The organism is Pseudomonas sp. H3_C08 (genome assembly GCF_054669455.1).
In genome coordinates, this window is record NZ_CP162803.1 from 4,501,419 (window position 1) to 4,521,344 (window position 19,926).

General features: G+C 54.6%; 33 protein-coding genes. All 33 read right to left on the reverse strand.

Translation table 11 applies throughout. The annotated features are described in order from the left end of the window. Window positions 1-31: 31 nt before the first annotated feature. The 33 genes from AB4N74_RS20560 to rpsL all read right to left on the reverse strand — a co-directional run bounded on the left by AB4N74_RS20560 (window position 32) and on the right by rpsL (window position 19,900). The gene (locus AB4N74_RS20560; RefSeq protein ID WP_093434406.1) at window positions 32-1,486 is read right to left on the reverse strand and encodes a catalase; all 1,455 of its coding nucleotides are present in this window, start codon (window positions 1,484-1,486) and stop codon (window positions 32-34) included. A gap of 240 nt (window positions 1,487-1,726) precedes the next feature. Continuing rightward, a complete protein-coding gene (gene rplQ / locus AB4N74_RS20565) occupies window positions 1,727-2,113 on the reverse strand; it encodes a 50S ribosomal protein L17 (RefSeq protein WP_003176402.1) in 387 nt (128 codons plus the stop codon). A gap of 42 nt (window positions 2,114-2,155) precedes the next feature. Then, entirely contained in the window at window positions 2,156-3,157 is a 1,002-nt protein-coding gene (locus AB4N74_RS20570) for a DNA-directed RNA polymerase subunit alpha (protein ID WP_003186012.1), read from the reverse strand. Window positions 3,158-3,179: 22 nt separating this feature from the next. Continuing rightward, window positions 3,180-3,800: a 30S ribosomal protein S4 gene (gene rpsD / locus AB4N74_RS20575; protein ID WP_003176404.1), complete on the reverse strand. Its 621-nt coding sequence runs from the start codon at window positions 3,798-3,800 to the stop codon at window positions 3,180-3,182. 18 nt (window positions 3,801-3,818) lie between these two features. After that, on the reverse strand, window positions 3,819-4,208 hold the full coding sequence (rpsK, locus tag AB4N74_RS20580) for a 30S ribosomal protein S11 (RefSeq protein ID WP_002555466.1): 390 nt from the start codon (window positions 4,206-4,208) through the stop codon (window positions 3,819-3,821). 30 nt (window positions 4,209-4,238) lie between these two features. Beyond that, window positions 4,239-4,595 carry a 30S ribosomal protein S13 gene (gene rpsM / locus AB4N74_RS20585; RefSeq protein WP_003186020.1) on the reverse strand — a complete coding sequence of 119 codons (357 nt, stop codon included), beginning with the start codon at window positions 4,593-4,595 and terminating at the stop codon, window positions 4,239-4,241. A gap of 130 nt (window positions 4,596-4,725) precedes the next feature. Further along, window positions 4,726-4,842, reverse strand: a complete 117-nt coding sequence (gene rpmJ, locus AB4N74_RS20590; RefSeq protein WP_002555468.1) for a 50S ribosomal protein L36 — start codon at window positions 4,840-4,842, stop codon at window positions 4,726-4,728. 27 nt (window positions 4,843-4,869) lie between these two features. Further along, on the reverse strand, window positions 4,870-6,198 hold the full coding sequence (gene secY / locus AB4N74_RS20595) for a preprotein translocase subunit SecY (RefSeq protein ID WP_003228718.1): 1,329 nt from the start codon (window positions 6,196-6,198) through the stop codon (window positions 4,870-4,872). After that, complete coding sequence (rplO, locus tag AB4N74_RS20600) at window positions 6,199-6,636, reverse strand: 50S ribosomal protein L15 (RefSeq protein WP_003228720.1); 438 nt, start codon at window positions 6,634-6,636, stop codon at window positions 6,199-6,201. 3 nt (window positions 6,637-6,639) lie between these two features. Further along, a complete protein-coding gene (gene rpmD / locus AB4N74_RS20605) occupies window positions 6,640-6,816 on the reverse strand; it encodes a 50S ribosomal protein L30 (RefSeq protein ID WP_003176408.1) in 177 nt (58 codons plus the stop codon). Between the two features lie 2 nt (window positions 6,817-6,818). Further along, window positions 6,819-7,319: a 30S ribosomal protein S5 gene (gene rpsE, locus AB4N74_RS20610; protein ID WP_003186035.1), complete on the reverse strand. Its 501-nt coding sequence runs from the start codon at window positions 7,317-7,319 to the stop codon at window positions 6,819-6,821. Window positions 7,320-7,322: 3 nt separating this feature from the next. Next, complete coding sequence (gene rplR / locus AB4N74_RS20615) at window positions 7,323-7,673, reverse strand: 50S ribosomal protein L18 (RefSeq protein ID WP_003186037.1); 351 nt, start codon at window positions 7,671-7,673, stop codon at window positions 7,323-7,325. Between the two features lie 10 nt (window positions 7,674-7,683). Further along, entirely contained in the window at window positions 7,684-8,217 is a 534-nt protein-coding gene (gene rplF / locus AB4N74_RS20620) for a 50S ribosomal protein L6 (protein WP_003176412.1), read from the reverse strand. A 12-nt stretch (window positions 8,218-8,229) separates the two neighbouring features. After that, on the reverse strand, window positions 8,230-8,622 hold the full coding sequence (gene rpsH / locus AB4N74_RS20625; protein WP_007918458.1) for a 30S ribosomal protein S8: 393 nt from the start codon (window positions 8,620-8,622) through the stop codon (window positions 8,230-8,232). A gap of 209 nt (window positions 8,623-8,831) precedes the next feature. Then, on the reverse strand, window positions 8,832-9,137 hold the full coding sequence (gene rpsN, locus AB4N74_RS20630; RefSeq protein WP_003228726.1) for a 30S ribosomal protein S14: 306 nt from the start codon (window positions 9,135-9,137) through the stop codon (window positions 8,832-8,834). Between the two features lie 13 nt (window positions 9,138-9,150). Continuing rightward, a complete protein-coding gene (gene rplE / locus AB4N74_RS20635; RefSeq protein ID WP_003176415.1) occupies window positions 9,151-9,690 on the reverse strand; it encodes a 50S ribosomal protein L5 in 540 nt (179 codons plus the stop codon). A 20-nt stretch (window positions 9,691-9,710) separates the two neighbouring features. Further along, a complete protein-coding gene (gene rplX / locus AB4N74_RS20640) occupies window positions 9,711-10,025 on the reverse strand; it encodes a 50S ribosomal protein L24 (protein ID WP_008081905.1) in 315 nt (104 codons plus the stop codon). Between the two features lie 11 nt (window positions 10,026-10,036). Then, window positions 10,037-10,405: a 50S ribosomal protein L14 gene (gene rplN / locus AB4N74_RS20645; protein ID WP_002555479.1), complete on the reverse strand. Its 369-nt coding sequence runs from the start codon at window positions 10,403-10,405 to the stop codon at window positions 10,037-10,039. A gap of 23 nt (window positions 10,406-10,428) precedes the next feature. After that, window positions 10,429-10,695: a 30S ribosomal protein S17 gene (rpsQ, locus tag AB4N74_RS20650; RefSeq protein WP_003194644.1), complete on the reverse strand. Its 267-nt coding sequence runs from the start codon at window positions 10,693-10,695 to the stop codon at window positions 10,429-10,431. A gap of 2 nt (window positions 10,696-10,697) precedes the next feature. After that, window positions 10,698-10,889: a 50S ribosomal protein L29 gene (gene rpmC, locus AB4N74_RS20655; RefSeq protein WP_002555481.1), complete on the reverse strand. Its 192-nt coding sequence runs from the start codon at window positions 10,887-10,889 to the stop codon at window positions 10,698-10,700. Then, the gene (gene rplP / locus AB4N74_RS20660) at window positions 10,889-11,302 is read right to left on the reverse strand and encodes a 50S ribosomal protein L16 (RefSeq protein WP_007896757.1); all 414 of its coding nucleotides are present in this window, start codon (window positions 11,300-11,302) and stop codon (window positions 10,889-10,891) included. Before rplP ends, rpmC begins: the two co-directional genes overlap by 1 nt. A gap of 12 nt (window positions 11,303-11,314) precedes the next feature. Next, window positions 11,315-12,001 (reverse strand): 30S ribosomal protein S3, encoded by a 687-nt coding sequence (rpsC, locus tag AB4N74_RS20665; protein WP_003176422.1) that lies wholly within the window; start codon window positions 11,999-12,001, stop codon window positions 11,315-11,317. A gap of 13 nt (window positions 12,002-12,014) precedes the next feature. Further along, entirely contained in the window at window positions 12,015-12,347 is a 333-nt protein-coding gene (gene rplV / locus AB4N74_RS20670) for a 50S ribosomal protein L22 (protein ID WP_003103908.1), read from the reverse strand. 11 nt (window positions 12,348-12,358) lie between these two features. Beyond that, complete coding sequence (gene rpsS, locus AB4N74_RS20675) at window positions 12,359-12,634, reverse strand: 30S ribosomal protein S19 (RefSeq protein WP_011336172.1); 276 nt, start codon at window positions 12,632-12,634, stop codon at window positions 12,359-12,361. Window positions 12,635-12,650: 16 nt separating this feature from the next. Then, on the reverse strand, window positions 12,651-13,475 hold the full coding sequence (gene rplB / locus AB4N74_RS20680) for a 50S ribosomal protein L2 (RefSeq protein ID WP_003228734.1): 825 nt from the start codon (window positions 13,473-13,475) through the stop codon (window positions 12,651-12,653). Between the two features lie 14 nt (window positions 13,476-13,489). Continuing rightward, window positions 13,490-13,789, reverse strand: a complete 300-nt coding sequence (gene rplW / locus AB4N74_RS20685; RefSeq protein ID WP_002555488.1) for a 50S ribosomal protein L23 — start codon at window positions 13,787-13,789, stop codon at window positions 13,490-13,492. Further along, on the reverse strand, window positions 13,786-14,388 hold the full coding sequence (gene rplD, locus AB4N74_RS20690; protein WP_007918468.1) for a 50S ribosomal protein L4: 603 nt from the start codon (window positions 14,386-14,388) through the stop codon (window positions 13,786-13,788). The genes rplW and rplD overlap by 4 nt, the downstream gene beginning before the upstream one ends. Before the next feature lie 12 nt (window positions 14,389-14,400). Further along, window positions 14,401-15,036, reverse strand: coding sequence for a 50S ribosomal protein L3 (gene rplC / locus AB4N74_RS20695; protein WP_003228738.1), 636 nt, complete (start codon window positions 15,034-15,036; stop codon window positions 14,401-14,403). Between the two features lie 80 nt (window positions 15,037-15,116). After that, a complete protein-coding gene (gene rpsJ, locus AB4N74_RS20700; RefSeq protein ID WP_003186070.1) occupies window positions 15,117-15,428 on the reverse strand; it encodes a 30S ribosomal protein S10 in 312 nt (103 codons plus the stop codon). Window positions 15,429-15,586: 158 nt separating this feature from the next. Beyond that, a complete protein-coding gene (gene tuf, locus AB4N74_RS20705; RefSeq protein WP_064361246.1) occupies window positions 15,587-16,780 on the reverse strand; it encodes an elongation factor Tu in 1,194 nt (397 codons plus the stop codon). A gap of 31 nt (window positions 16,781-16,811) precedes the next feature. Then, a complete protein-coding gene (fusA, locus tag AB4N74_RS20710) occupies window positions 16,812-18,917 on the reverse strand; it encodes an elongation factor G (protein ID WP_016984188.1) in 2,106 nt (701 codons plus the stop codon). Between the two features lie 30 nt (window positions 18,918-18,947). Next, on the reverse strand, window positions 18,948-19,421 hold the full coding sequence (rpsG, locus tag AB4N74_RS20715) for a 30S ribosomal protein S7 (protein ID WP_007916467.1): 474 nt from the start codon (window positions 19,419-19,421) through the stop codon (window positions 18,948-18,950). Window positions 19,422-19,528: 107 nt separating this feature from the next. Continuing rightward, the gene (gene rpsL / locus AB4N74_RS20720; protein WP_003186084.1) at window positions 19,529-19,900 is read right to left on the reverse strand and encodes a 30S ribosomal protein S12; all 372 of its coding nucleotides are present in this window, start codon (window positions 19,898-19,900) and stop codon (window positions 19,529-19,531) included. Window positions 19,901-19,926 lie beyond the last annotated feature (26 nt).

The following is a 19,926-nucleotide window of genomic DNA, read 5'->3' on the forward strand; positions in this document are numbered from 1 at the left end:
CCGCCCAGATGAGGGCGGTTCTGCTTCTCGTTTAGACTTCGTTAAGCTGTACGTTGAGCAGCTTTGCGATTGCTTCTCCATACGCCGGATCGGCCTTGTAGAAGTGCTGCAACTGGCGATCGACGATATCAGTGGAAACGCCCGCCATGGCACCGGCGATATTGCTGACCAGCAATGCTCTCTGATCGTCGCTCATCAGGCGGAACAGTGCACCGGCGTGGCTGTAGTAATCGGTATCTTCGCGGTGATCGTAGCGATCGGCAGCACCGCTCAAGGCCAGCGCTGGTTCTGCGTAACGCGGAGCTTGTTTCGGTGCTTCGGTGTAGCTGTTCGGCTCGTAGTTAGGTGCTGCACCACCGTTGCTGCCGAACGCCATCGAGCCATCACGCTGGTATGTGTTAACCGGGCTGCGTGGCGCGTTCACCGGCAGTTGCTGGTGATTGGTACCCACGCGGTAGCGGTGAGCATCAGCGTACGCAAATACGCGCCCCTGCAGCATCCGATCTGGCGACAGACCAACTCCCGGCACCATATTGCTTGGGCCGAACGCCGCTTGCTCGACTTCAGCAAAGTAGTTTTGCGGGTTGCGATTCAGTTCCAGTTCACCCACTTCGATCAGCGGAAATTCTTTCTGCGACCAGGTTTTGGTGACGTCGAAAGGGTTCTCATAGTGTGCCGCAGCCTGGGCCTCAGTCATGATCTGAATGCACACGCGCCATTTCGGGAAGTCACCGCGCTCGATGGCTTCGAACAGGTCGCGCTGGGCGTAGTCTGGATCAGTGCCCGCCAACCGTGCGGCATCGGCCGGTGCCAGATTCTTGATGCCTTGTTTGGTCTTATAGTGCCACTTCACCCAGTGACGCTCGCCTTGGGCGCTAATCAGGCTGTAAGTGTGGCTGCCGAAGCCGTGCATGTGACGGTAGCCGTCAGGAATACCGCGATCAGAGAACAGAATGGTGACCTGGTGCAGGGCTTCAGGCGAATGCGACCAGAAGTCCCACATCATCTGCGCGCTTTTCAGGTTGCTTTGCGGAAGGCGTTTCTGGGTGTGAATGAAGTCTGGGAATTTCAGGGGATCACGAATGAAGAACACTGGCGTGTTGTTACCCACGATGTCCCAGTTACCTTCTTCGGTGTAGAACTTCAACGCGAAACCCCGTGGATCGCGCTCGGTGTCGGCAGAACCCCGTTCGCCGCCTACCGTCGAGAAACGCAGGAACGTCGGGGTTTGCTTGCCAACAGCTTCAAACAGCTTGGCGCTGGTGTAATCCGTGATATCGCGGGTAACGGTGAATGTGCCGTAAGCTCCCGAGCCTTTGGCATGAACGCGACGTTCAGGAATGTTTTCACGGTTGAAGTGGGCGAGCTTCTCGATCAGGTGAAAGTCGTCGAGCAGCAGCGGGCCACGTGGGCCAGCGGAGCGAGAATTCTGGTTGTCAGCGACAGGTGCGCCACTGGCGGTCGTAAGCGTTTTGATCTGGCTCATACGGTCTTCTTCCTCTGTCAGTCTTGAAACTGCCGGCTAATCGGCTTGCTGGGAAGTATCGATCATCCATGTGACACCTACAAATTCATTAACTCGCAAGCTTCGATAGATAATTACTAATTATGTTTCCCGGCACATAGTGACAACAGAGACATGTCAGAAGCTTGTATGAACAGCGCATTTTCTTGCGGACACAAAAAACCGGGCACTAGGCCCGGTTTTTTGTTTCAGACTGACGTCTTACTCGGCGGATACAGCTTCGCCGGCAGTAGCACGATCAACCAACTCGACGTACGCCATAGGCGCGTTGTCGCCAGCGCGGAAACCGCACTTGAGGATGCGCAGGTAGCCACCCTCACGGGTAGCGTAACGCTTGCCCAGGTCGTTGAAGAGCTTACCAACGATAGCTTTCGAACGAGTACGGTCGAAAGCTAGACGGCGGTTAGCCAGGCTATCTGTCTTGGCCAGAGTGATCAGCGGCTCAGCAACGCGACGCAGTTCTTTGGCTTTTGGCAGAGTAGTTTTGATCAGCTCGTGCTCGAACAGCGACACCGCCATGTTTTGGAACATGGCCTTGCGGTGCGAGCTGGTGCGGCTCAGGTGACGACCACTTTTACGATGACGCATGGTTCATTCCTTACCAAACACTACGTTCGGTGATTACGACGATCAGGCAGTCGCCTTGTCGTCCTTCTTAAGACTTGCAGGCGGCCAGTTGTCGAGGCGCATGCCGAGGGACAGACCGCGGGAGGCCAGAACGTCCTTGATTTCAGTCAAGGATTTCTTGCCCAGGTTCGGAGTCTTCAACAGCTCTACTTCGGTACGCTGAATCAGGTCACCGATGTAGTAGATGTTTTCCGCCTTAAGGCAGTTAGCCGAACGTACAGTCAGTTCCAGATCGTCAACCGGGCGAAGCAGGATCGGATCGATCTCGTCTTCCTGCTCGACAACCACTGGCTCACTGTCACCTTTGAGGTCGACGAACGCAGCCAACTGCTGTTGCAGGATGGTTGCAGCGCGGCGGATAGCCTCTTCAGGATCCAGGGTACCGTTGGTTTCCAGATCAATAACCAGCTTGTCCAGGTTGGTACGCTGCTCGACACGGGCGTTTTCCACCACGTATGCGATACGGCGAACCGGGCTGAACGAAGAGTCAAGCTGCAAGCGACCGATGCTGCGGCTTTCGTCTTCATCGCTCTGACGCGAGTCGGCTGGTTCATAACCACGACCACGAGCTACGGTGAGCTTCATGTTCAGGGCGCCGTTAGACGCCAGGTTAGCGATTACGTGATCGGGATTAACGATCTCGACATCATGATCCAGCTGAATATCGGCAGCGGTAACCACCCCCGAACCCTTCTTCGACAAGGTCAGCGTAACTTCGTCACGACCGTGCAGCTTGATGGCCAGACCTTTAAGGTTCAACAGGATTTCAATTACGTCTTCCTGTACACCTTCGATGGCGCTGTACTCGTGGAGCACACCGTCAATCTCGGCCTCGACTACTGCGCAGCCGGGCATTGAGGACAACAGGATGCGTCGCAGCGCGTTGCCCAGGGTGTGGCCAAAACCACGCTCGAGAGGCTCGAGAGTGATCTTGGCGCGGGTTGGACTGACAACCTGCACATCAATGTGGCGGGGTGTCAGGAACTCATTTACCGAAATCTGCATGGATGCACCTATTTTCTAGCCCTTACTTGGAGTAGAGCTCGACAATCAGGCTTTCGTTGATGTCGGCGGACAGATCACTGCGAGCAGGAACGTTCTTGAAAACGCCCGACTTCTTCTCAGTGTCTACTTCTACCCATTCTACGCGGCCACGTTGGGCACACAGATCGAGAGCTTGGACAATGCGAAGTTGGTTTTTTGCTTTCTCGCGAACTGCAACCACGTCACCAGCACGAACCTGATACGACGGAACGTTTACGGTCTGACCGTTAACGCTGATCGACTTGTGCGATACCAGCTGACGGGATTCGGCACGAGTCGAACCAAAGCCCATACGGTATACAACGTTGTCCAGACGGCATTCGAGCAGTTGCAGCAGGTTTTCACCGGTTGCACCTTTCTTGCCAGCAGCTTCTTTGTAGTAGCCGCTGAACTGACGCTCGAGAACGCCGTAGATACGACGGACCTTCTGCTTTTCACGCAGTTGGGTGCCGTAATCGGACTGGCGACCGCGGCGTTGGCCGTGGATACCAGGTGCTGCTTCAATGTTGCACTTCGATTCGATCGCGCGCACGCCGCTCTTCAGGAAGAGATCGGTGCCTTCGCGACGAGCGAGTTTGCATTTTGGACCAATGTAACGAGCCATTCTTTACAATCTCCTGGATTACACGCGGCGCTTCTTCGGCGGACGGCACCCGTTGTGCGGGATTGGCGTCACGTCGGTGATGCTGGCGATCTTGTAGCCACAGCCGTTCAAAGCGCGGACTGCGGATTCACGACCTGGACCTGGGCCCTTGACGTTAACGTCGAGGTTTTTCAGGCCGTATTCCAGCGCAGCTTGACCAGCACGTTCAGCAGCTACTTGAGCAGCAAACGGGGTGGACTTGCGGGAACCGCGGAAACCCGAACCACCGGAGGTAGCCCAGGAAAGAGCGTTACCTTGACGGTCGGTAATGGTCACGATGGTGTTGTTAAAAGATGCATGGATGTGGGCGATGCCATCAACCACTGTCTTTTTAACTTTTTTACGAGGACGAGCAGCAGGTTTTGCCATGATTAAATTCCTGTCGATTCGCTGGGGCGATTACTTGCGGATCGGCTTACGCGGACCTTTACGGGTACGCGCGTTGGTCTTGGTACGCTGACCGCGTACTGGCAGACCACGACGATGACGCAGACCGCGATAGCAACCGAGGTCCATCAAGCGCTTGATTTTCATGTTGATTTCGCGACGCAGGTCACCTTCAGTGGTGAACTTCGCCACTTCGCCACGCAGCTGTTCAATTTGCTCGTCGCTCAGATCTTTGATCTTTGCTGCTGGGTTTACCCCAGTCACTGCACAGATCTTCTGCGCAGTAGTGCGACCAACACCATAGATGTAGGTCAGCGAGATAACAGTATGCTTGTTATCTGGAATGTTAACGCCTGCAATACGGGCCATTCAGTGGGACTCCAATTGACAGCTACCTACGCCCCGGAAGCCAAGAAATAGGGCGCGAGATAATATCGCTGTAATAACAAATAATCAACCCGGTAGCGCACTAGCTACCGGGCTTGAAGCACAATCACACTCAGCCTTGGCGCTGTTTGTGACGCGGTTCCGCGCTGCAAATTACTCGAACAACACCTTCGCGGCGAATAATCTTGCAGTTACGGCACAGCTTTTTCACCGATGCACGAACTTTCATCACCAACTCCTCGAACCTTATGGGTACTCAGCGCAACATGCCGCTGCCGTAACCCTTCAGGTTGGCTTTCTTCATCAGGGATTCGTACTGGTGCGAAACGAGGTGCGATTGTACTTGGGACATGAAGTCCATCACAACCACGACCACGATCAGCAACGAGGTCCCGCCAAGGTAGAACGGAACGTTTGCTGCAACCACAAGGAACTGGGGCAACAGACACACGGCCGTCATGTAAAGAGCACCGAACATGGTCAAGCGGGTCAGAACGCCATCAATGTAGCGCGCCGACTGCTCACCTGGACGGATGCCCGGAATAAAGGCACCGGACTTCTTCAGGTTTTCCGCTACGTCTTTCGGATTGAACATCAACGCCGTATAGAAGAAGCAGAAGAAAATAATCCCTGCACTAAACAGCAGAATATTCAACGGCTGACCAGGAGCGATCGACTGCGAGATGTCCTGCAACCAGCCCATACCTTCAGACTGACCGAACCAGGCACCCAACGAAGCCGGGAACAGCAAAATGCTGCTCGCGAAAATAGCCGGAATAACACCGGCCATGTTCACCTTCAACGGCAGGTGGCTAGTCTGCGCAGCAAAAACCTTGCGGCCCTGCTGACGCTTGGCGTAGTGAACAGCGATACGACGCTGACCACGCTCAATGAACACCACGAAACCGATAATCGCTACTGCCAGCAAACCGATGGCAACCAAGGCGAAGATGTTGATATCACCCTGACGCGCAGACTCGAAAGACTGCCCGATTGCTCTCGGAAGACCGGCGACGATACCCGAAAAAATCAACATCGAGATACCGTTACCTACACCACGCTCAGTAATCTGCTCACCCAGCCACATCATGAACATCGCACCAGCCACAAAAGTGGATACCGCGACGAAATGGAAGCCAAAGTCACCAGTGAACGCAACGCCCTGCCCCGCCAGACCAATGGACATGCCAATAGCCTGAACGAGAGCGAGGACGACGGTGCCGTAGCGGGTGTACTGGCTGATCTTGCGACGGCCAGCTTCACCTTCCTTCTTCAACTGCTCCAGCTGCGGACTGACGGCGGTCATCAGTTGCATGATGATCGATGCCGAAATGTACGGCATGATCCCCAATGCAAAGATGCTCATCCGTTCCAGCGCGCCGCCGGAGAACATGTTGAACAAGCTAAGAATGGTCCCCTCATTCTGTCGAAACAGGTCTGCGAGTCGGTCCGGGTTGATACCTGGAACCGGGATGTGTGCGCCTATTCGGTAGACGATAATCGCCAGGAACAGAAAACGCAGACGAGCCCAGAGTTCAGACATACCGCCTTTGCCGAGCGCAGAGAGAGCACCTTGCTTAGCCATTTATTCCTCGAACTTGCCGCCAGCTGCTTCGATAGCCGCACGCGCACCTTTGGTGGCGCCGATTCCCTTGCCGATAGTGACAGCGCGAGTCACTTCACCGGACAGCATGATTTTCACACGCTGTACGTTGACGTTGATCACGTTGGCATCTTTCAGGGACTGCACGGTGACGATGTCGCCTTCCACTTTAGCCAGCTCGGACAGACGCACTTCTGCGCGGTCCATGGCTTTCAGGGAAACGAAACCGAACTTCGGCAGGCGACGATGCAGCGGCTGTTGACCGCCTTCAAAGCCTGGAGCAATGGTGCCACCGGAACGGGAGGTCTGACCTTTGTGACCACGGCCACCAGTCTTACCCAAACCGCTACCGATACCACGGCCCGGACGATGCTTTTCGCGACGGGAACCCGGCGCTGGACTCAGATCATTGAGTTTCATCGATTAACCCTCGACACGCAGCATGTAGTAAGCCTTGTTGATCATCCCGCGATTCTCGGGAGTATCCTGGACTTCTACAGTGTGACCGATGCGACGCAGACCCAGACCCTTAACGCACAGTTTGTGGTTAGGGATGCGGCCGGTCATGCTTTTGATCAGCGTTACTTTAACGGTAGCCATGATCAGAAGATCTCCTTGACGCTTTTGCCACGCTTGGCGGCAATGGATTCAGGAGACTGCATAGCTTTCAAACCTTTGAAAGTGGCGTGAACCACGTTTACCGGGTTAGTCGAGCCGTAGCACTTGGCCAGAACGTTCTGAACGCCAGCAACTTCGAGGACAGCACGCATAGCGCCGCCAGCGATGATACCGGTACCTTCAGAAGCAGGCTGCATGTACACCTTCGAAGCGCCGTGAGCGGACTTCATTGCGTACTGCAGAGTGGTGCCGTTCAGATCAACTTGGATCATGTTGCGGCGAGCAGCTTCCATTGCCTTCTGGATCGCAGCAGGCACTTCACGCGACTTGCCACGGCCGAAGCCAACACGCCCTTTACCATCACCCACCACGGTCAACGCAGTGAAAGTGAAGATACGGCCGCCTTTAACGGTTTTGGCTACGCGGTTAACTTGAACCAGCTTCTCAATGTAGCCTTCGTCGCGCTTTTGGTCGTTATTTGACATAACTTAGAACTCCAGCCCAGCTTCACGAGCAGCATCAGCCAGCGCTTTAACGCGGCCGTGGTACTTGAAGCCAGAGCGGTCGAAAGCCACTTGCGAGACGCCAGCGGCCTTAGCACGCGTAGCGACCAGCTGGCCAACCTTTGTGGCCGCGTCGATGTTGCCAGTGGCGCCATCACGCAGTTCTTTATCCAAAGTCGAGGCACTTGCCAGGACTTTGTTGCCGTCGGCCGAGATGACCTGGGCGTAGATGTGCTGCGACGAGCGGAACACGCAGAGACGCACGACTTCGAGTTCGTGCATTTTCAGGCGTGCTTTGCGAGCGCGACGCAGTCGAGTAACTTTTTTGTCGGTCATTTGCTATGCCCTACTTCTTCTTGGCTTCTTTACGACGGACGACTTCGTCCGCGTAGCGCACACCTTTGCCTTTGTACGGCTCTGGTGGACGGAAGTCGCGGATCTCAGCGGCCACTTGACCTACCAGCTGCTTGTCGATGCCCTTGATCAGGATATCGGTCTGGCTAGGAGTCTCAGCGGTGATGCCTTCCGGCAGTTCGTAATCCACTGGGTGCGAGAAGCCAAGGGCCAGGTTCAAAACCGTGCCTTTTGCTTGCGCCTTGTAACCAACACCGACCAGCTGGAGCTTGCGCTCGAAGCCTTGGCTTACGCCTTGGACCATGTTGTTTACCAACGCACGCGTGGTACCGGCCATTGCGCGAGTTTGTTGATCGCCATTGCGAGCAGCGAAACGCAGCTCACCAGCTTCTTCAACGATCTCAACGGACGAATGGATGTTCAGTTCAAGAGTACCCTTGGCACCCTTCACCGAAAGCTGTTGGCCTGCGAATTTTACTTCGACACCGGCTGGCAGCTTAACGGGGTTCTTAGCGACGCGAGACATGCTTATCCCCCCTTAGAACACAGTGCAAAGAACTTCGCCGCCGACACCGGCAGCGCGCGCAGCACGATCCGTCATCACACCTTTGTTGGTGGAGACGATAGACACGCCAAGACCGCCACGAACTTTCGGCAGATCTTCAACGGACTTGTACTGACGCAGGCCTGGACGACTAACGCGCTTCACTTCTTCGATAACCGGACGGCCTTCGAAGTACTTCAGCTCGATGGACAACGACGGCTTAGCGTCGGTGGTGATCTGAAAATCCGCGATGTAACCTTCGTCCTTCAGGACTTTTGCTACAGCCACCTTCAGCGTGGAAGACGGCATGCTTACGACAGACTTTTCAGCCATCTGGGCATTACGGATTCGAGTTAGCATGTCCGCTAACGGGTCCTGCATACTCATGGGCTAGACGCTCCTAATACAGAAAAATTAGCCTTGCGGCTACTACTTGTCGCCGAGAACTTCCGGGCATGAAAAACACGGGCTCAGGCGAGCCGGTCATTCTAGACACACCCCAGAAATGAATCAAGCCCCAAAAGGGGCTTGATTCAGATTCAAGGCCACCGATGGCCAGGTTCTTGCGAACCCGAACATCGAGACTTTGACAGCAATTACCAGCTGGCTTTAACCAGACCTGGTACGTCACCACGCATTGCAGCTTCACGCAGCTTGTTACGGCCAAGGCCGAACTTGCGGTAAACGCCGTGCGGACGACCAGTCAGGCGGCAACGGTTACGCATGCGCGAAGCGCTTGCGTCACGTGGTTGCTTCTGCAGAGCTACGGTAGCTTCCCAACGCGCTTCTGGACTTGCGTTCAGATCAACGATGATAGCTTTCAGCGCTGCACGCTTGGTGGCGTACTTGGCAACGGTGAGCTGACGCTTCAGCTCACGGTTTTTCATGCTCTTCTTGGCCATTTTCCTACTCCAATCAGTTGCGGAACGGGAATTTGAAAGCACGCAGCAGAGCGCGGCCTTCATCATCGTTCTTGGCAGTGGTGGTCAGGGTAATGTCCAGACCGCGGAGAGCATCGATCTTGTCGTAGTCGATTTCCGGGAAAATGATCTGCTCTTTCACGCCCATGCTGTAGTTGCCACGACCATCGAAGGACTTGGCATTCAGGCCGCGGAAGTCGCGAACCCGAGGCAGGGAGATCGACAGCAGACGATCCAGGAACTCGTACATACGCTCACGGCGCAGAGTCACCTTGACGCCGATCGGCCATCCTTCACGGACTTTAAAGCCAGCGATGGATTTACGAGCGTAGGTCACAACGACTTTTTGGCCGGTGATCTTTTCCAGGTCAGCAACAGCGTGCTCGATGACTTTTTTGTCACCAACAGCTTCGCCCAGACCCATGTTCAGGGTGATTTTTGTAACGCGTGGAACTTCCATCACGTTCGAAAGCTTAAGTTCTTCCTTAAGCTTCGGTGCGATTTCCTTCCAGTAAATCTCTTTTAGTCGTGCCATGGTCTTCTACCTAGCAGTGTTCAAGCATCAACCGCTTTTTGGGTCGACTTGAAGACACGAATTTTCTTGCCGTCTTCTACTTTGAAACCAACGCGGTCAGCCTTGTTGGTTTCGCCGTTGAAAATGGCGACGTTAGAAGCGTCCAGTGGAGCTTCTTTTTCGACGATACCGCCTTGCACGCCCGACATCGGGTTAGGCTTGGTATGACGCTTTACCAGGTTCAGACCGCTGATAACCAGACGGTTATTAGCAAGAACCTTGAGCACCTTACCGCGCTTACCTTTGTCTTTGCCGGCGATCACGATGATCTCGTCGTCACGACGAATCTTTTGCATGTCGGATCTCCTTACAGCACTTCTGGGGCGAGCGAGACGATCTTCATGAACTTCTCAGTACGAAGTTCACGGGTCACTGGCCCAAAGATACGGGTGCCGATCGGCTCTTGCTTGTTGTTCAGAAGAACAGCAGCGTTGCCATCAAAGCGGATAATGGAGCCATCAGCACGACGTACGCCGTGACGAGTGCGGACTACAACAGCAGTCATCACTTGGCCTTTTTTCACTTTACCGCGAGGAATTGCTTCCTTCACGGTAACTTTGATGATGTCACCGATACCAGCGTAACGACGATGGGAGCCACCCAGCACCTTGATGCACATAACACGGCGAGCGCCGCTGTTATCGGCCACATCGAGCATGGATTGAGTCTGAATCATATAATTTCTCCGACCCCTAGTCCTTAGACTTCCACAGCGCGTTCGAGAACATCAACCAGCGCCCAAGACTTGGTCTTGGCCATAGGACGAGTTTCACGAATAGTGACTTTGTCGCCGATGTGGCACTGGTTGGTTTCGTCGTGCGCGTGCAGCTTAGTCGAACGCTTAACGTATTTACCGTAGATCGGGTGCTTTACGCGACGCTCGATCAGTACGGTGATGGTTTTGTCCATCTTGTCGCTGACAACACGGCCAGTCAGCGTACGGACAGTTTTTTCGGCTTCAGCCATGATCACTTACCTGCCTGCTGGTTGAGCACAGTCTTCACGCGAGCGATGTCACGTTTAACTTGCGAGAGCAGATGAGACTGCCCCAACTGGCCAGTTGCTTTCTGCATACGCAGATTGAACTGGTCGCGCAGCAAGCCGAGCAGTTGCTCGTTCAGCTGCTGTGCGGATTTTTCACGAAGTTCATTCGCTTTCATCACATCACCGTCCGTTTAACAAAGGCGGTGGCGAGCGGCAGCTTTGCAGCAGCCAGGGCAAAAGCCTCACGCGCCAGCTCTTCAGAAACACCCTCGATTTCATACAGGACTTTGCCTGGCTGAATCTGGGCAACCCAGTACTCCACACTACCCTTACCTTTACCCATACGAACTTCGAGGGGCTTTTTGGAAATAGGCTTGTCCGGGAATACACGGATCCAGATCTTGCCGCCACGTTTAACGTGACGGGTCAGAGCACGACGCGCTGACTCGATCTGACGAGCGGTGAGACGACCACGAGCTACAGACTTCAGCGCGAACTCGCCGAAGCTGACTTTGCTACCGCGCTGAGCCAGACCACGGTTGTGGCCTGTCATCTGCTTGCGGAACTTCGTACGCTTAGGTTGCAACATTTGGCGTACCCCTTACTTAGCAGCTTTTTTACGAGGCGCTGGTGCTTGTGGTTTCAGCTCTTCTTGGCGACCACCAATTACTTCGCCTTTGAAGATCCAAACCTTTACACCGATCACACCGTAAGTGGTGTGAGCTTCGTAGTTGGCATAGTCGATGTCGGCACGCAGGGTGTGCAATGGCACACGACCTTCGCGATACCATTCAGTACGTGCGATTTCAGCACCGCCGAGACGACCGCTCACTTGGATTTTGATGCCCTTGGCACCAATGCGCATGGCGTTCTGTACTGCGCGCTTCATAGCGCGACGGAACATTACACGACGCTCCAGCTGCTGAGCTACGCTCTGCGCAACCAGCATACCGTCGAGCTCCGGCTTGCGGATCTCTTCGATATTGATGTGCACAGGCACACCCATTTGCTTGGTCAGGTCCTGACGCAGTTTCTCAACATCTTCACCTTTCTTCCCGATAACGATACCTGGACGAGCGGTGTGGATGGTGATACGTGCAGTTTGGGCCGGACGATGGATATCGATACGGCTTACGGACGCGCTTTTTAGTTTGTCTTGGAGATACTCACGCACTTTCAGATCTGCGAACAAGTAGTCCGCATAAGTCCGACCGTCTGCGTACCAGACGGAGGTGTGCTCCTTGACGATTCCCAGGCGAATGCCAATGGGATGTACTTTCTGACCCATCTCTTCGACTCCGTTACTTGTCAGCAACCTTGACAGTGATATGGCAAGACCGCTTGACGATGCGATCAGCACGGCCTTTGGCACGTGGCATGATGCGCTTCAGCGAACGCCCTTCGTTGACGAAAACGGTGCTGACCTTCAGGTCATCAACGTCTGCGCCTTCGTTATGCTCGGCGTTGGCTACGGCCGACTCCAGCACTTTCTTCATGATCTCGGCGGCTTTCTTACTGCTGAAAGCCAACAAGTTGAGCGCTTCGCCCACCTTCTTCCCGCGGATCTGGTCGGCGACCAAGCGGGCTTTCTGGGCGGAGATTCGAGCGCCCGACAACTTAGCGGCTACTTCCATTTCCTAACCCCTTAACGCTTGGCTTTCTTGTCAGCCACGTGCCCGCGATAGTTGCGGGTACCGGCGAACTCGCCCAGTTTGTGGCCGACCATGTCTTCGTTAACGAGAACTGGGACGTGCTGACGACCGTTGTGTACTGCGATGGTCAGACCGACCATTTGTGGCAGGATCATCGAACGACGCGACCAAGTCTTAATTGGTTTGCGATCGTTCTTTTCCGCCGCCACTTCGATCTTCTTCAGTAGGTGAAGATCAATAAAAGGACCTTTTTTCAGAGAACGTGGCACTGTCGTATCCCTCTATTTACTTGCGACGACGGACGATCATTTTGTCGGTACGCTTATTACCACGAGTCTTCGCGCCCTTAGTCGGGAAGCCCCATGGCGATACCGGATGACGACCACCAGAGGTACGACCTTCACCACCACCATGTGGGTGGTCAACCGGGTTCATGGCAACACCACGAACGGTTGGGCGAACGCCACGCCAGCGCTTGGCACCAGCTTTACCCAACGAACGCAGGCTGTGCTCGGAGTTCGAGACTTCGCCCAGGGTCGCACGGCATTCAGCCAGGACTTTACGCATTTCACCGGAACGCAGACGCAGGGTAACGTAAACGCCTTCACGAGCGATCAGCTGAGCCGAAGCACCAGCGGAACGAGCGATCTGCGCGCCTTTACCTGGCTTCAGTTCGATGCCGTGTACGGTAGAACCGACTGGAATGTTGCGCAGTTGCAGAGCGTTGCCTGGCTTGATTGGAGCCAGAGCGCCTGCGATCAGCTGGTCGCCAGCACTCACGCCTTTAGGGGCGATGATGTAGCGGCGCTCGCCGTCTGCGTAGCAGAGCAGTGCGATGTGAGCAGTACGGTTTGGATCGTATTCGATACGCTCGACAGTGGCGACGATGCCATCTTTGTCGTTGCGACGGAAATCGACCATACGATAATGCTGCTTATGACCACCACCGATGTGACGCGTGGTAATACGGCCATTGTTGTTACGACCACCAGTCTTCGATTTTTTCTCGAGCAGCGGTGCGTGAGGAGCGCCTTTATGCAGCTCCTGGTTGACCACCTTGACCACAAAACGGCGGCCAGGGGAAGTCGGTTTGCATTTAACGATTGCCATGATGCACCCCTTCCTTACTCAGCACTGCTGCTGAAATCGAGATCTTGGCCTGGCTGAAGGGAGATAACTGCCTTCTTCCAGTCATTACGCTTGCCCAGACCGCGAGCAGTGCGCTTGCTCTTACCCAGAACATTCAGGGTAGTGACGCGCTCTACTTTCACGCTGAACAGGCTTTCGACGGCCTTCTTGATTTCCAGCTTGGTTGCGTCAGTAGCAACCTTGAAAACGAACTGGCCTTTCTTGTCTGCCAGAACCGTAGCCTTCTCGGAAACGTGCGGGCCAAGCAGAACTTTAAATACGCGTTCCTGGTTCATCCCAGCAGCTCCTCGAATTTCTTCACGGCCGACACGGTGATCAACACCTTGTCGTATGCGATCAGACTAACTGGATCGGAACCTTGAACGTCACGTACATCTACGTGCGGCAGGTTACGAGCAGCCAGGTACAGGTTCTGATCAACAGCGTCCGACACGATCAAAACGTCGGTCAGGCTCATGTTGTTCAGCTTGCCCAGCAGATCTTTGGTTTTCGGAGTTTCAACAGCGAAATCCTGAACCACGACCAGACGATCAGTACGCACCAGCTCAGCAAGGATGGAACGCATTGCTGCGCGATACATCTTCTTGTTCAGCTTCTGGGAGTGATCCTGTGGACGTGCTGCAAAAGTGGTACCGCCGCCACGCCAGATTGGGCTACGGATAGTACCGGCACGAGCACGGCCAGTACCTTTCTGACGCCATGGGCGCTTACCGCCACCACGAACGTCGGAACGGGTCTTCTGCTGCTTGGTACCTTGACGGCCGCCGGCCATGTAGGCCACGACTGCTTGGTGAACCAGCGTCTCGTTGAATTCGCCGCCAAATGTCAGTTCGGAAACTTCGATCGCTTGAGCGTCATTTACATTTAATTGCATGTCAGCTTCCCCTTAACCGCGAGCCTTGGCTGCTGGACGTACAACCAGGTTGCCGCCAGTAGCGCCAGGAACAGCACCCTTGACCAACAACAGATTGCGTTCAGCGTCCACGCGCACTACTTCCAGGGACTGCACGGTCACGCGCTCAGCGCCCATATGACCGGACATTTTTTTGCCCTTGAATACACGACCAGGAGTCTGGCACTGGCCGATAGAGCCTGGGACGCGGTGGGATACGGAGTTACCGTGGGTGTTATCTTGCCCGCGGAAATTCCAACGCTTGATCGTACCCTGGAAGCCTTTACCCTTGGACTGACCGGTTACATCAACCAGTTGACCAGCGGCGAAGATTTCAGCGTTGATCAGATCGCCAGCCTGGTACTCGCCTTCTTCAAGACGGAATTCCATGGTAGTGCGACCAGCGGCAACGTTCGCTTTAGCGAAGTGGCCAGCCTGAGCTGCTGTTACACGCGAAGCACGACGCTCGCCGACAGTGACTTGCACTGCACGATAGCCATCGGTCTCTTCAGTTTTGAACTGGGTGACGCGATTCGGCTCGATCTCAATGACCGTGACCGGAATGGAGACACCTTCTTCGGTGAAAATACGGGTCATACCGCATTTACGACCGACTACACCAATAGTCATGTTGTAAACCTCATGAGTGTACGGGGCTTTCACCCGCTATGGCCGCCCATTTCAGAGCGTTACACGACTAAGACCGAGTCTTAGCCGAGGCTGATCTGCACTTCCACACCGGCCGCAAGATCAAGCTTCATAAGAGCATCAACGGTTTTATCCGTTGGCTGGACGATGTCCAGAACGCGCTTATGAGTGCGGATTTCGTACTGGTCGCGCGCGTCTTTGTTGACGTGCGGAGAAACCAGAACGGTGAACCGCTCTTTACGGGTAGGCAGTGGAATTGGACCACGCACTTGAGCACCAGTACGTTTCGCGGTTTCCACGATTTCCTGGGTTGATTGGTCGATCAGGCGATGGTCGAAAGCCTTCAACCTGATACGGATTTGCTGATTTTGCATTGGATTTCAGACTCCGGCTGCTATTCCCACCGAGCGCAATACGCCCGTTAAAAGGAGGCGCAATTCTATAGACGCCCCAGATAGGTGTCAACCCAATAAAAAAGCCCCCGCTGAGCGGGGGCTTTTTCAAAGCATCAAGCAAACTCTAAAAAAGAGAATTACTCGATGATTTTGGCTACGACGCCAGCGCCGACGGTACGACCGCCTTCACGGATGGCGAAACGCAGACCATCTTCCATCGCGATGGTTTTGATCAGGGTAACAGTCATCTGAATGTTGTCACCTGGCATTACCATTTCAACGCCTTCTGGCAGCTCGCAGTTACCAGTCACGTCAGTAGTACGGAAGTAGAACTGTGGACGGTAGCCTTTGAAGAACGGAGTGTGACGACCGCCTTCTTCCTTGCTCAGAACGTAAACTTCTGCGGTGAACTTGGTGTGCGGCTTAACCGAACCCGGCTTAACCAGAACCTGACCACGTTCAACGTCGTCACGCTTGGTACCACGCAGCAGAACGCCGCAGTTCTCGCCAGCACGACCTTCGTCGAGCAGCTTGCGGAACATTTCAACACCGGTGCAAGTAGTAACGGTGGTGTCACGCAGACCAACGATTTCCAGCGGATCCTGAACGCGAACGATACCGCGCTCGATACGACCAGTCACAACAGTACCGCGACCCGAGATCGAGAATACGTCTTCGATTGGCATCAGGAATGGCTTGTCGATCATACGAACTGGTTCTGGGATGTAAGCATCCAGAGTCTCAACCAGTTTCTTGACGGCAGTGGTGCCCATCTCGTTGTCGTCTTTGCCTTCCAGAGCCATACGAGCCGAACCGATGATGATTGGAGTGTCATCGCCCGGGAAGTCGTAGGTGGACAGCAGGTCACGAACTTCCATCTCAACCAGTTCCAGCAGCTCTGCGTCGTCTACCAGGTCAGCCTTGTTCAGGAAAACCACGATGTACGGAACGCCTACCTGACGGGACAGCAGGATGTGCTCACGGGTTTGCGGCATCGGACCATCAGCGGCCGAGCAAACCAGAATAGCGCCGTCCATCTGAGCAGCACCGGTGATCATGTTCTTCACATAGTCAGCGTGACCTGGGCAGTCAACGTGAGCGTAGTGACGGATCTTCGAGTTGTACTCAACGTGTGCGGTATTGATGGTGATACCGCGAGCTTTTTCTTCTGGCGCGCTGTCGATCTTGTCGAAGTCAACGATTGCGGAACCGAAAACTTCGGAGCAAACGCGAGTCAGAGCAGCAGTCAGAGTGGTTTTACCGTGGTCAACGTGACCGATGGTGCCAACGTTGACGTGCGGTAGGGAACGATCAAATTTTTCTTTAGCCACGACAATTAACTCCTAGCCTAAAGGGGCTGAATCAGCCTTGTTTTTTGGTTACGGATTCGACGATGTGCGACGGAGCCGTATCGTATTTTTTGAATTCCATAGAGTAGCTTGCGCGACCCTGGGACATGGAACGAACGTCGGTCGCATAACCGAACATCTCACCCAGTGGAACTTCGGCACGGATAACCTTGCCGGACACTGTGTCTTCCATACCCTGGATCATGCCGCGACGACGGTTAAGGTCGCCCATTACATCACCCATATAGTCTTCAGGCGTAACAACCTCTACAGCCATGATCGGCTCAAGCAACTCACCACCGCCCTTCTGGGCCAGCTGCTTGGTCGCCATGGAGGCAGCCACTTTAAACGCCATCTCGTTGGAGTCGACGTCGTGGTAAGAACCATCGAACACGGTAGCCTTCAGGCCGATCAGCGGATAGCCGGCAACAACGCCGTTCTTCATCTGCTCTTCGATACCCTTCTGGATAGCCGGGATGTATTCCTTAGGAACCACACCACCTACAACTTCGTTCACGAATTGCAGACCTTCCTGACCTTCGTCAGCAGGAGCAAAACGGATCCAGCAGTGGCCGAACTGACCACGACCGCCGGACTGGCGAACGAACTTGCCTTCGATTTCACAGTTCTTCGTGATGCGCTCACGATACGAAACCTGAGGCTTGCCGATGTTGGCTTCGACGTTGAACTCACGGCGCATCCGGTCAACCAGGATGTCCAGGTGCAGCTCGCCCATGCCGGAGATGATCGTTTGACCAGTCTCTTCATCAGTTTTAACGCGGAAAGACGGGTCTTCCTGAGCAAGCTTGCCCAGAGCGATGCCCATTTTTTCCTGGTCATCCTTGGTCTTAGGCTCTACGGCAACCGAAATAACCGGCTCCGGGAAGTCCATGCGAACCAGGATGATTGGCTTGTCAGCGTTGCAGAGGGTCTCACCAGTGGTGACGTCCTTCATACCGATCAGGGCCGCGATGTCACCAGCGCGTACTTCCTTGATCTCTTCACGGGCGTTTGCGTGCATTTGCACCATACGACCCACGCGCTCTTTTTTACCTTTAACCGAGTTGATCACGCCGTCGCCGGAGTTCAACACGCCCGAGTAAACACGGACGAAGGTCAAGGTACCCACGAATGGGTCGGTAGCGATCTTGAACGCCAGAGCCGAGAACGGCTCCGCATCGTCTGCATGACGCTCCAGCTCGATTTCCTCGTTATCAGGGTCAGTACCCTTGATCGCAGGAATGTCGGTCGGTGCAGGCAGGAAGTCGATAACGGCGTCGAGAACCAGGGGAACACCCTTGTTCTTGAAGGAAGAACCGCAAACGGCCAAAACGATTTCGCCGGCGATAGTACGCTGACGCAAAGCAGCTTTGATCTCTTCGATCGACAGCTCTTCGCCTTCCAGGTACTTGTTCATCAGCTCTTCGTTGGCTTCAGCAGCAGCTTCAACCATGTTGTTGCGCCACTCTTCAGCCAGCTCTTGGAGCTCAGCAGGAATGTCCTTGCGAACAGGAACCATACCTTTGTCAGAGTCATTCCAGTAGACAGCTTGCATGTTGATCAGATCGATCTGACCCTGGAAGTTGTCTTCGGAACCGATGGCCAACTGGATCGGCACCGGAGTGTGACCCAGACGCTGCTTGATCTGACCGATCACGCGCAGGAAGTTGGCACCAGCACGGTCCATCTTGTTTACGTAAACAAGACGTGGAACGCCGTATTTGTTGGCTTGACGCCATACGGTTTCCGACTGAGGCTCAACACCCGAAGTACCGCAGAACACAACGACAGCGCCGTCGAGTACGCGCAGGGAACGCTCAACTTCAATAGTGAAGTCAACGTGGCCCGGGGTATCGATTACGTTGAAGCGGTGCTCGTCCTTGTACTGCTTCTCGGAACCTTTCCAGAAAGCGGTGATGGCAGCAGAAGTAATGGTAATACCACGCTCCTGCTCCTGCACCATCCAGTCTGTGGTCGCGGCGCCATCATGCACCTCGCCCATTTTGTGACTTTTGCCGGTGTAAAAAAGGACGCGCTCGGTGGTGGTGGTTTTACCAGCATCCACGTGAGCGACGATACCGATGTTACGGTAGCGGCTAATCGGAGTAGTACGAGCCATAAAGCCCTCGCAAAATTAGTGAAGCTAAAATTAGAAGCGGTAGTGCGAGAAAGCTTTGTTGGCTTCAGCCATACGGTGCACGTCTTCACGCTTCTTAACAGCAGCACCTTTACCTTCAGCAGCATCCAGCAGTTCGCCAGCCAAACGCAGAGCCATAGACTTCTCGCCACGCTTACGGGCGAAGTCTACCAACCAGCGCATTGCCAGAGCGTTACGACGGGAAGGACGAACCTCGACCGGAACCTGGTAAGTAGCACCACCAACGCGGCGCGACTTCACTTCGACCAGCGGAGCGATGGCGTCGAGTGCTTTTTCGAAGAGTTCCAGGGGATCGGTGCCAGCCTTACGGGTCGCAACGGTTTCCAGGGCACCATAAACGATACGCTCGGCAACGGCTTTCTTGCCGCTTTCCATAACGTGGTTCATGAATTTGGCGAGGATCTGGCTTCCGTATTTCGGATCGTCCAGAATCTCACGCTTTGCTGCTACGCGACGTCTTGGCATGATAAGCCCTCAAGCGGTCTTCAGGTTAGCTCGGGACAGATCCAATGGATGCGTGCCCGACCTTACTCTTATCGACTCAATAAAATGAAAATCTGCAAAACGGCCGATTACTTCGGACGCTTGGTACCGTACTTCGAACGACCCTGGTTACGGCCTTTAACGCCGGAAGTATCCAAGGAGCCGCGAACGGTGTGGTAACGAACACCTGGCAAGTCTTTTACACGACCGCCGCGGATCAGTACCACGCTGTGCTCTTGCAGGTTGTGACCTTCACCACCGATGTACGAGGAAACCTCGAAACCGTTGGTCAGGCGCACACGGCATACTTTACGCAGTGCCGAGTTAGGTTTTTTCGGCGTAGTGGTGTACACACGGGTGCACACGCCACGACGTTGCGGGCAGTTCTGCAGCGCAGGTACGTCGGATTTCTCGACGATACGCTTACGCGGCTGACGTACCAGCTGGTTGATAGTTGCCATCTACTAGCTCCACTGTTGTCTTGCGA

Coding starts and splice junctions, on each gene's coding strand:
- rplP (WP_007896757.1), bottom strand. CDS start 11,302: ATGTTGCAACCTAAGCGTACGAAGTTCCGCAAGCAGATGACAGGCCAC.
- rpsD (WP_003176404.1), bottom strand. CDS start 3,800: ATGGCTCGTTACATTGGTCCAAAATGCAAACTCGCTCGTCGCGAAGGC.
- rpsN (WP_003228726.1), bottom strand. CDS start 9,137: ATGGCCAAGAAGAGCATGAAAAACCGTGAGCTGAAGCGTCAGCTCACC.
- rpmJ (WP_002555468.1), bottom strand. CDS start 4,842: ATGAAAGTTCGTGCATCGGTGAAAAAGCTGTGCCGTAACTGCAAGATT.
- rplF (WP_003176412.1), bottom strand. CDS start 8,217: ATGTCTCGCGTCGCTAAGAACCCCGTTAAGCTGCCAGCCGGTGTCGAA.
- AB4N74_RS20570 (WP_003186012.1), bottom strand. CDS start 3,157: ATGCAGATTTCGGTAAATGAGTTCCTGACACCCCGCCACATTGATGTG.
- rplB (WP_003228734.1), bottom strand. CDS start 13,475: ATGGCAATCGTTAAATGCAAACCGACTTCCCCTGGCCGCCGTTTTGTG.
- rplW (WP_002555488.1), bottom strand. CDS start 13,789: ATGAACCAGGAACGCGTATTTAAAGTTCTGCTTGGCCCGCACGTTTCC.
- rpsE (WP_003186035.1), bottom strand. CDS start 7,319: ATGTCAAATAACGACCAAAAGCGCGACGAAGGCTACATTGAGAAGCTG.
- rpmC (WP_002555481.1), bottom strand. CDS start 10,889: ATGAAAGCGAATGAACTTCGTGAAAAATCCGCACAGCAGCTGAACGAG.
- rplR (WP_003186037.1), bottom strand. CDS start 7,673: ATGACCGACAAAAAAGTTACTCGACTGCGTCGCGCTCGCAAAGCACGC.
- rpmD (WP_003176408.1), bottom strand. CDS start 6,816: ATGGCTACCGTTAAAGTAACGCTGATCAAAAGCATGACCGGCCGCATC.
- AB4N74_RS20560 (WP_093434406.1), bottom strand. CDS start 1,486: ATGAGCCAGATCAAAACGCTTACGACCGCCAGTGGCGCACCTGTCGCT.
- rplN (WP_002555479.1), bottom strand. CDS start 10,405: ATGATTCAGACTCAATCCATGCTCGATGTGGCCGATAACAGCGGCGCT.
- rplO (WP_003228720.1), bottom strand. CDS start 6,636: ATGAAACTCAATGATCTGAGTCCAGCGCCGGGTTCCCGTCGCGAAAAG.
- rplD (WP_007918468.1), bottom strand. CDS start 14,388: ATGCAATTAAATGTAAATGACGCTCAAGCGATCGAAGTTTCCGAACTG.
- rpsG (WP_007916467.1), bottom strand. CDS start 19,421: ATGCCAAGACGTCGCGTAGCAGCAAAGCGTGAGATTCTGGACGATCCG.
- rplV (WP_003103908.1), bottom strand. CDS start 12,347: ATGGAAGTAGCCGCTAAGTTGTCGGGCGCTCGAATCTCCGCCCAGAAA.
- rpsC (WP_003176422.1), bottom strand. CDS start 12,001: ATGGGTCAGAAAGTACATCCCATTGGCATTCGCCTGGGAATCGTCAAG.
- rpsM (WP_003186020.1), bottom strand. CDS start 4,595: ATGGCCCGTATTGCAGGCGTTAACATTCCAGATAACAAGCATACTGTT.
- secY (WP_003228718.1), bottom strand. CDS start 6,198: ATGGCTAAGCAAGGTGCTCTCTCTGCGCTCGGCAAAGGCGGTATGTCT.
- rpsQ (WP_003194644.1), bottom strand. CDS start 10,695: ATGGCTGAAGCCGAAAAAACTGTCCGTACGCTGACTGGCCGTGTTGTC.
- rplE (WP_003176415.1), bottom strand. CDS start 9,690: ATGGCACGACTAAAAGAGATTTACTGGAAGGAAATCGCACCGAAGCTT.
- rpsK (WP_002555466.1), bottom strand. CDS start 4,208: ATGGCAAAACCTGCTGCTCGTCCTCGTAAAAAAGTTAAAAAGACAGTG.
- rpsJ (WP_003186070.1), bottom strand. CDS start 15,428: ATGCAAAATCAGCAAATCCGTATCAGGTTGAAGGCTTTCGACCATCGC.
- rplQ (WP_003176402.1), bottom strand. CDS start 2,113: ATGCGTCATCGTAAAAGTGGTCGTCACCTGAGCCGCACCAGCTCGCAC.
- fusA (WP_016984188.1), bottom strand. CDS start 18,917: ATGGCTCGTACTACTCCGATTAGCCGCTACCGTAACATCGGTATCGTC.
- rpsL (WP_003186084.1), bottom strand. CDS start 19,900: ATGGCAACTATCAACCAGCTGGTACGTCAGCCGCGTAAGCGTATCGTC.
- rplX (WP_008081905.1), bottom strand. CDS start 10,025: ATGCAAAAGATTCGTCGTGACGACGAGATCATCGTGATCGCCGGCAAA.
- rpsH (WP_007918458.1), bottom strand. CDS start 8,622: ATGAGTATGCAGGACCCGTTAGCGGACATGCTAACTCGAATCCGTAAT.
- rplC (WP_003228738.1), bottom strand. CDS start 15,036: ATGACTATTGGTGTAGTCGGTCGTAAATGCGGTATGACCCGTATTTTC.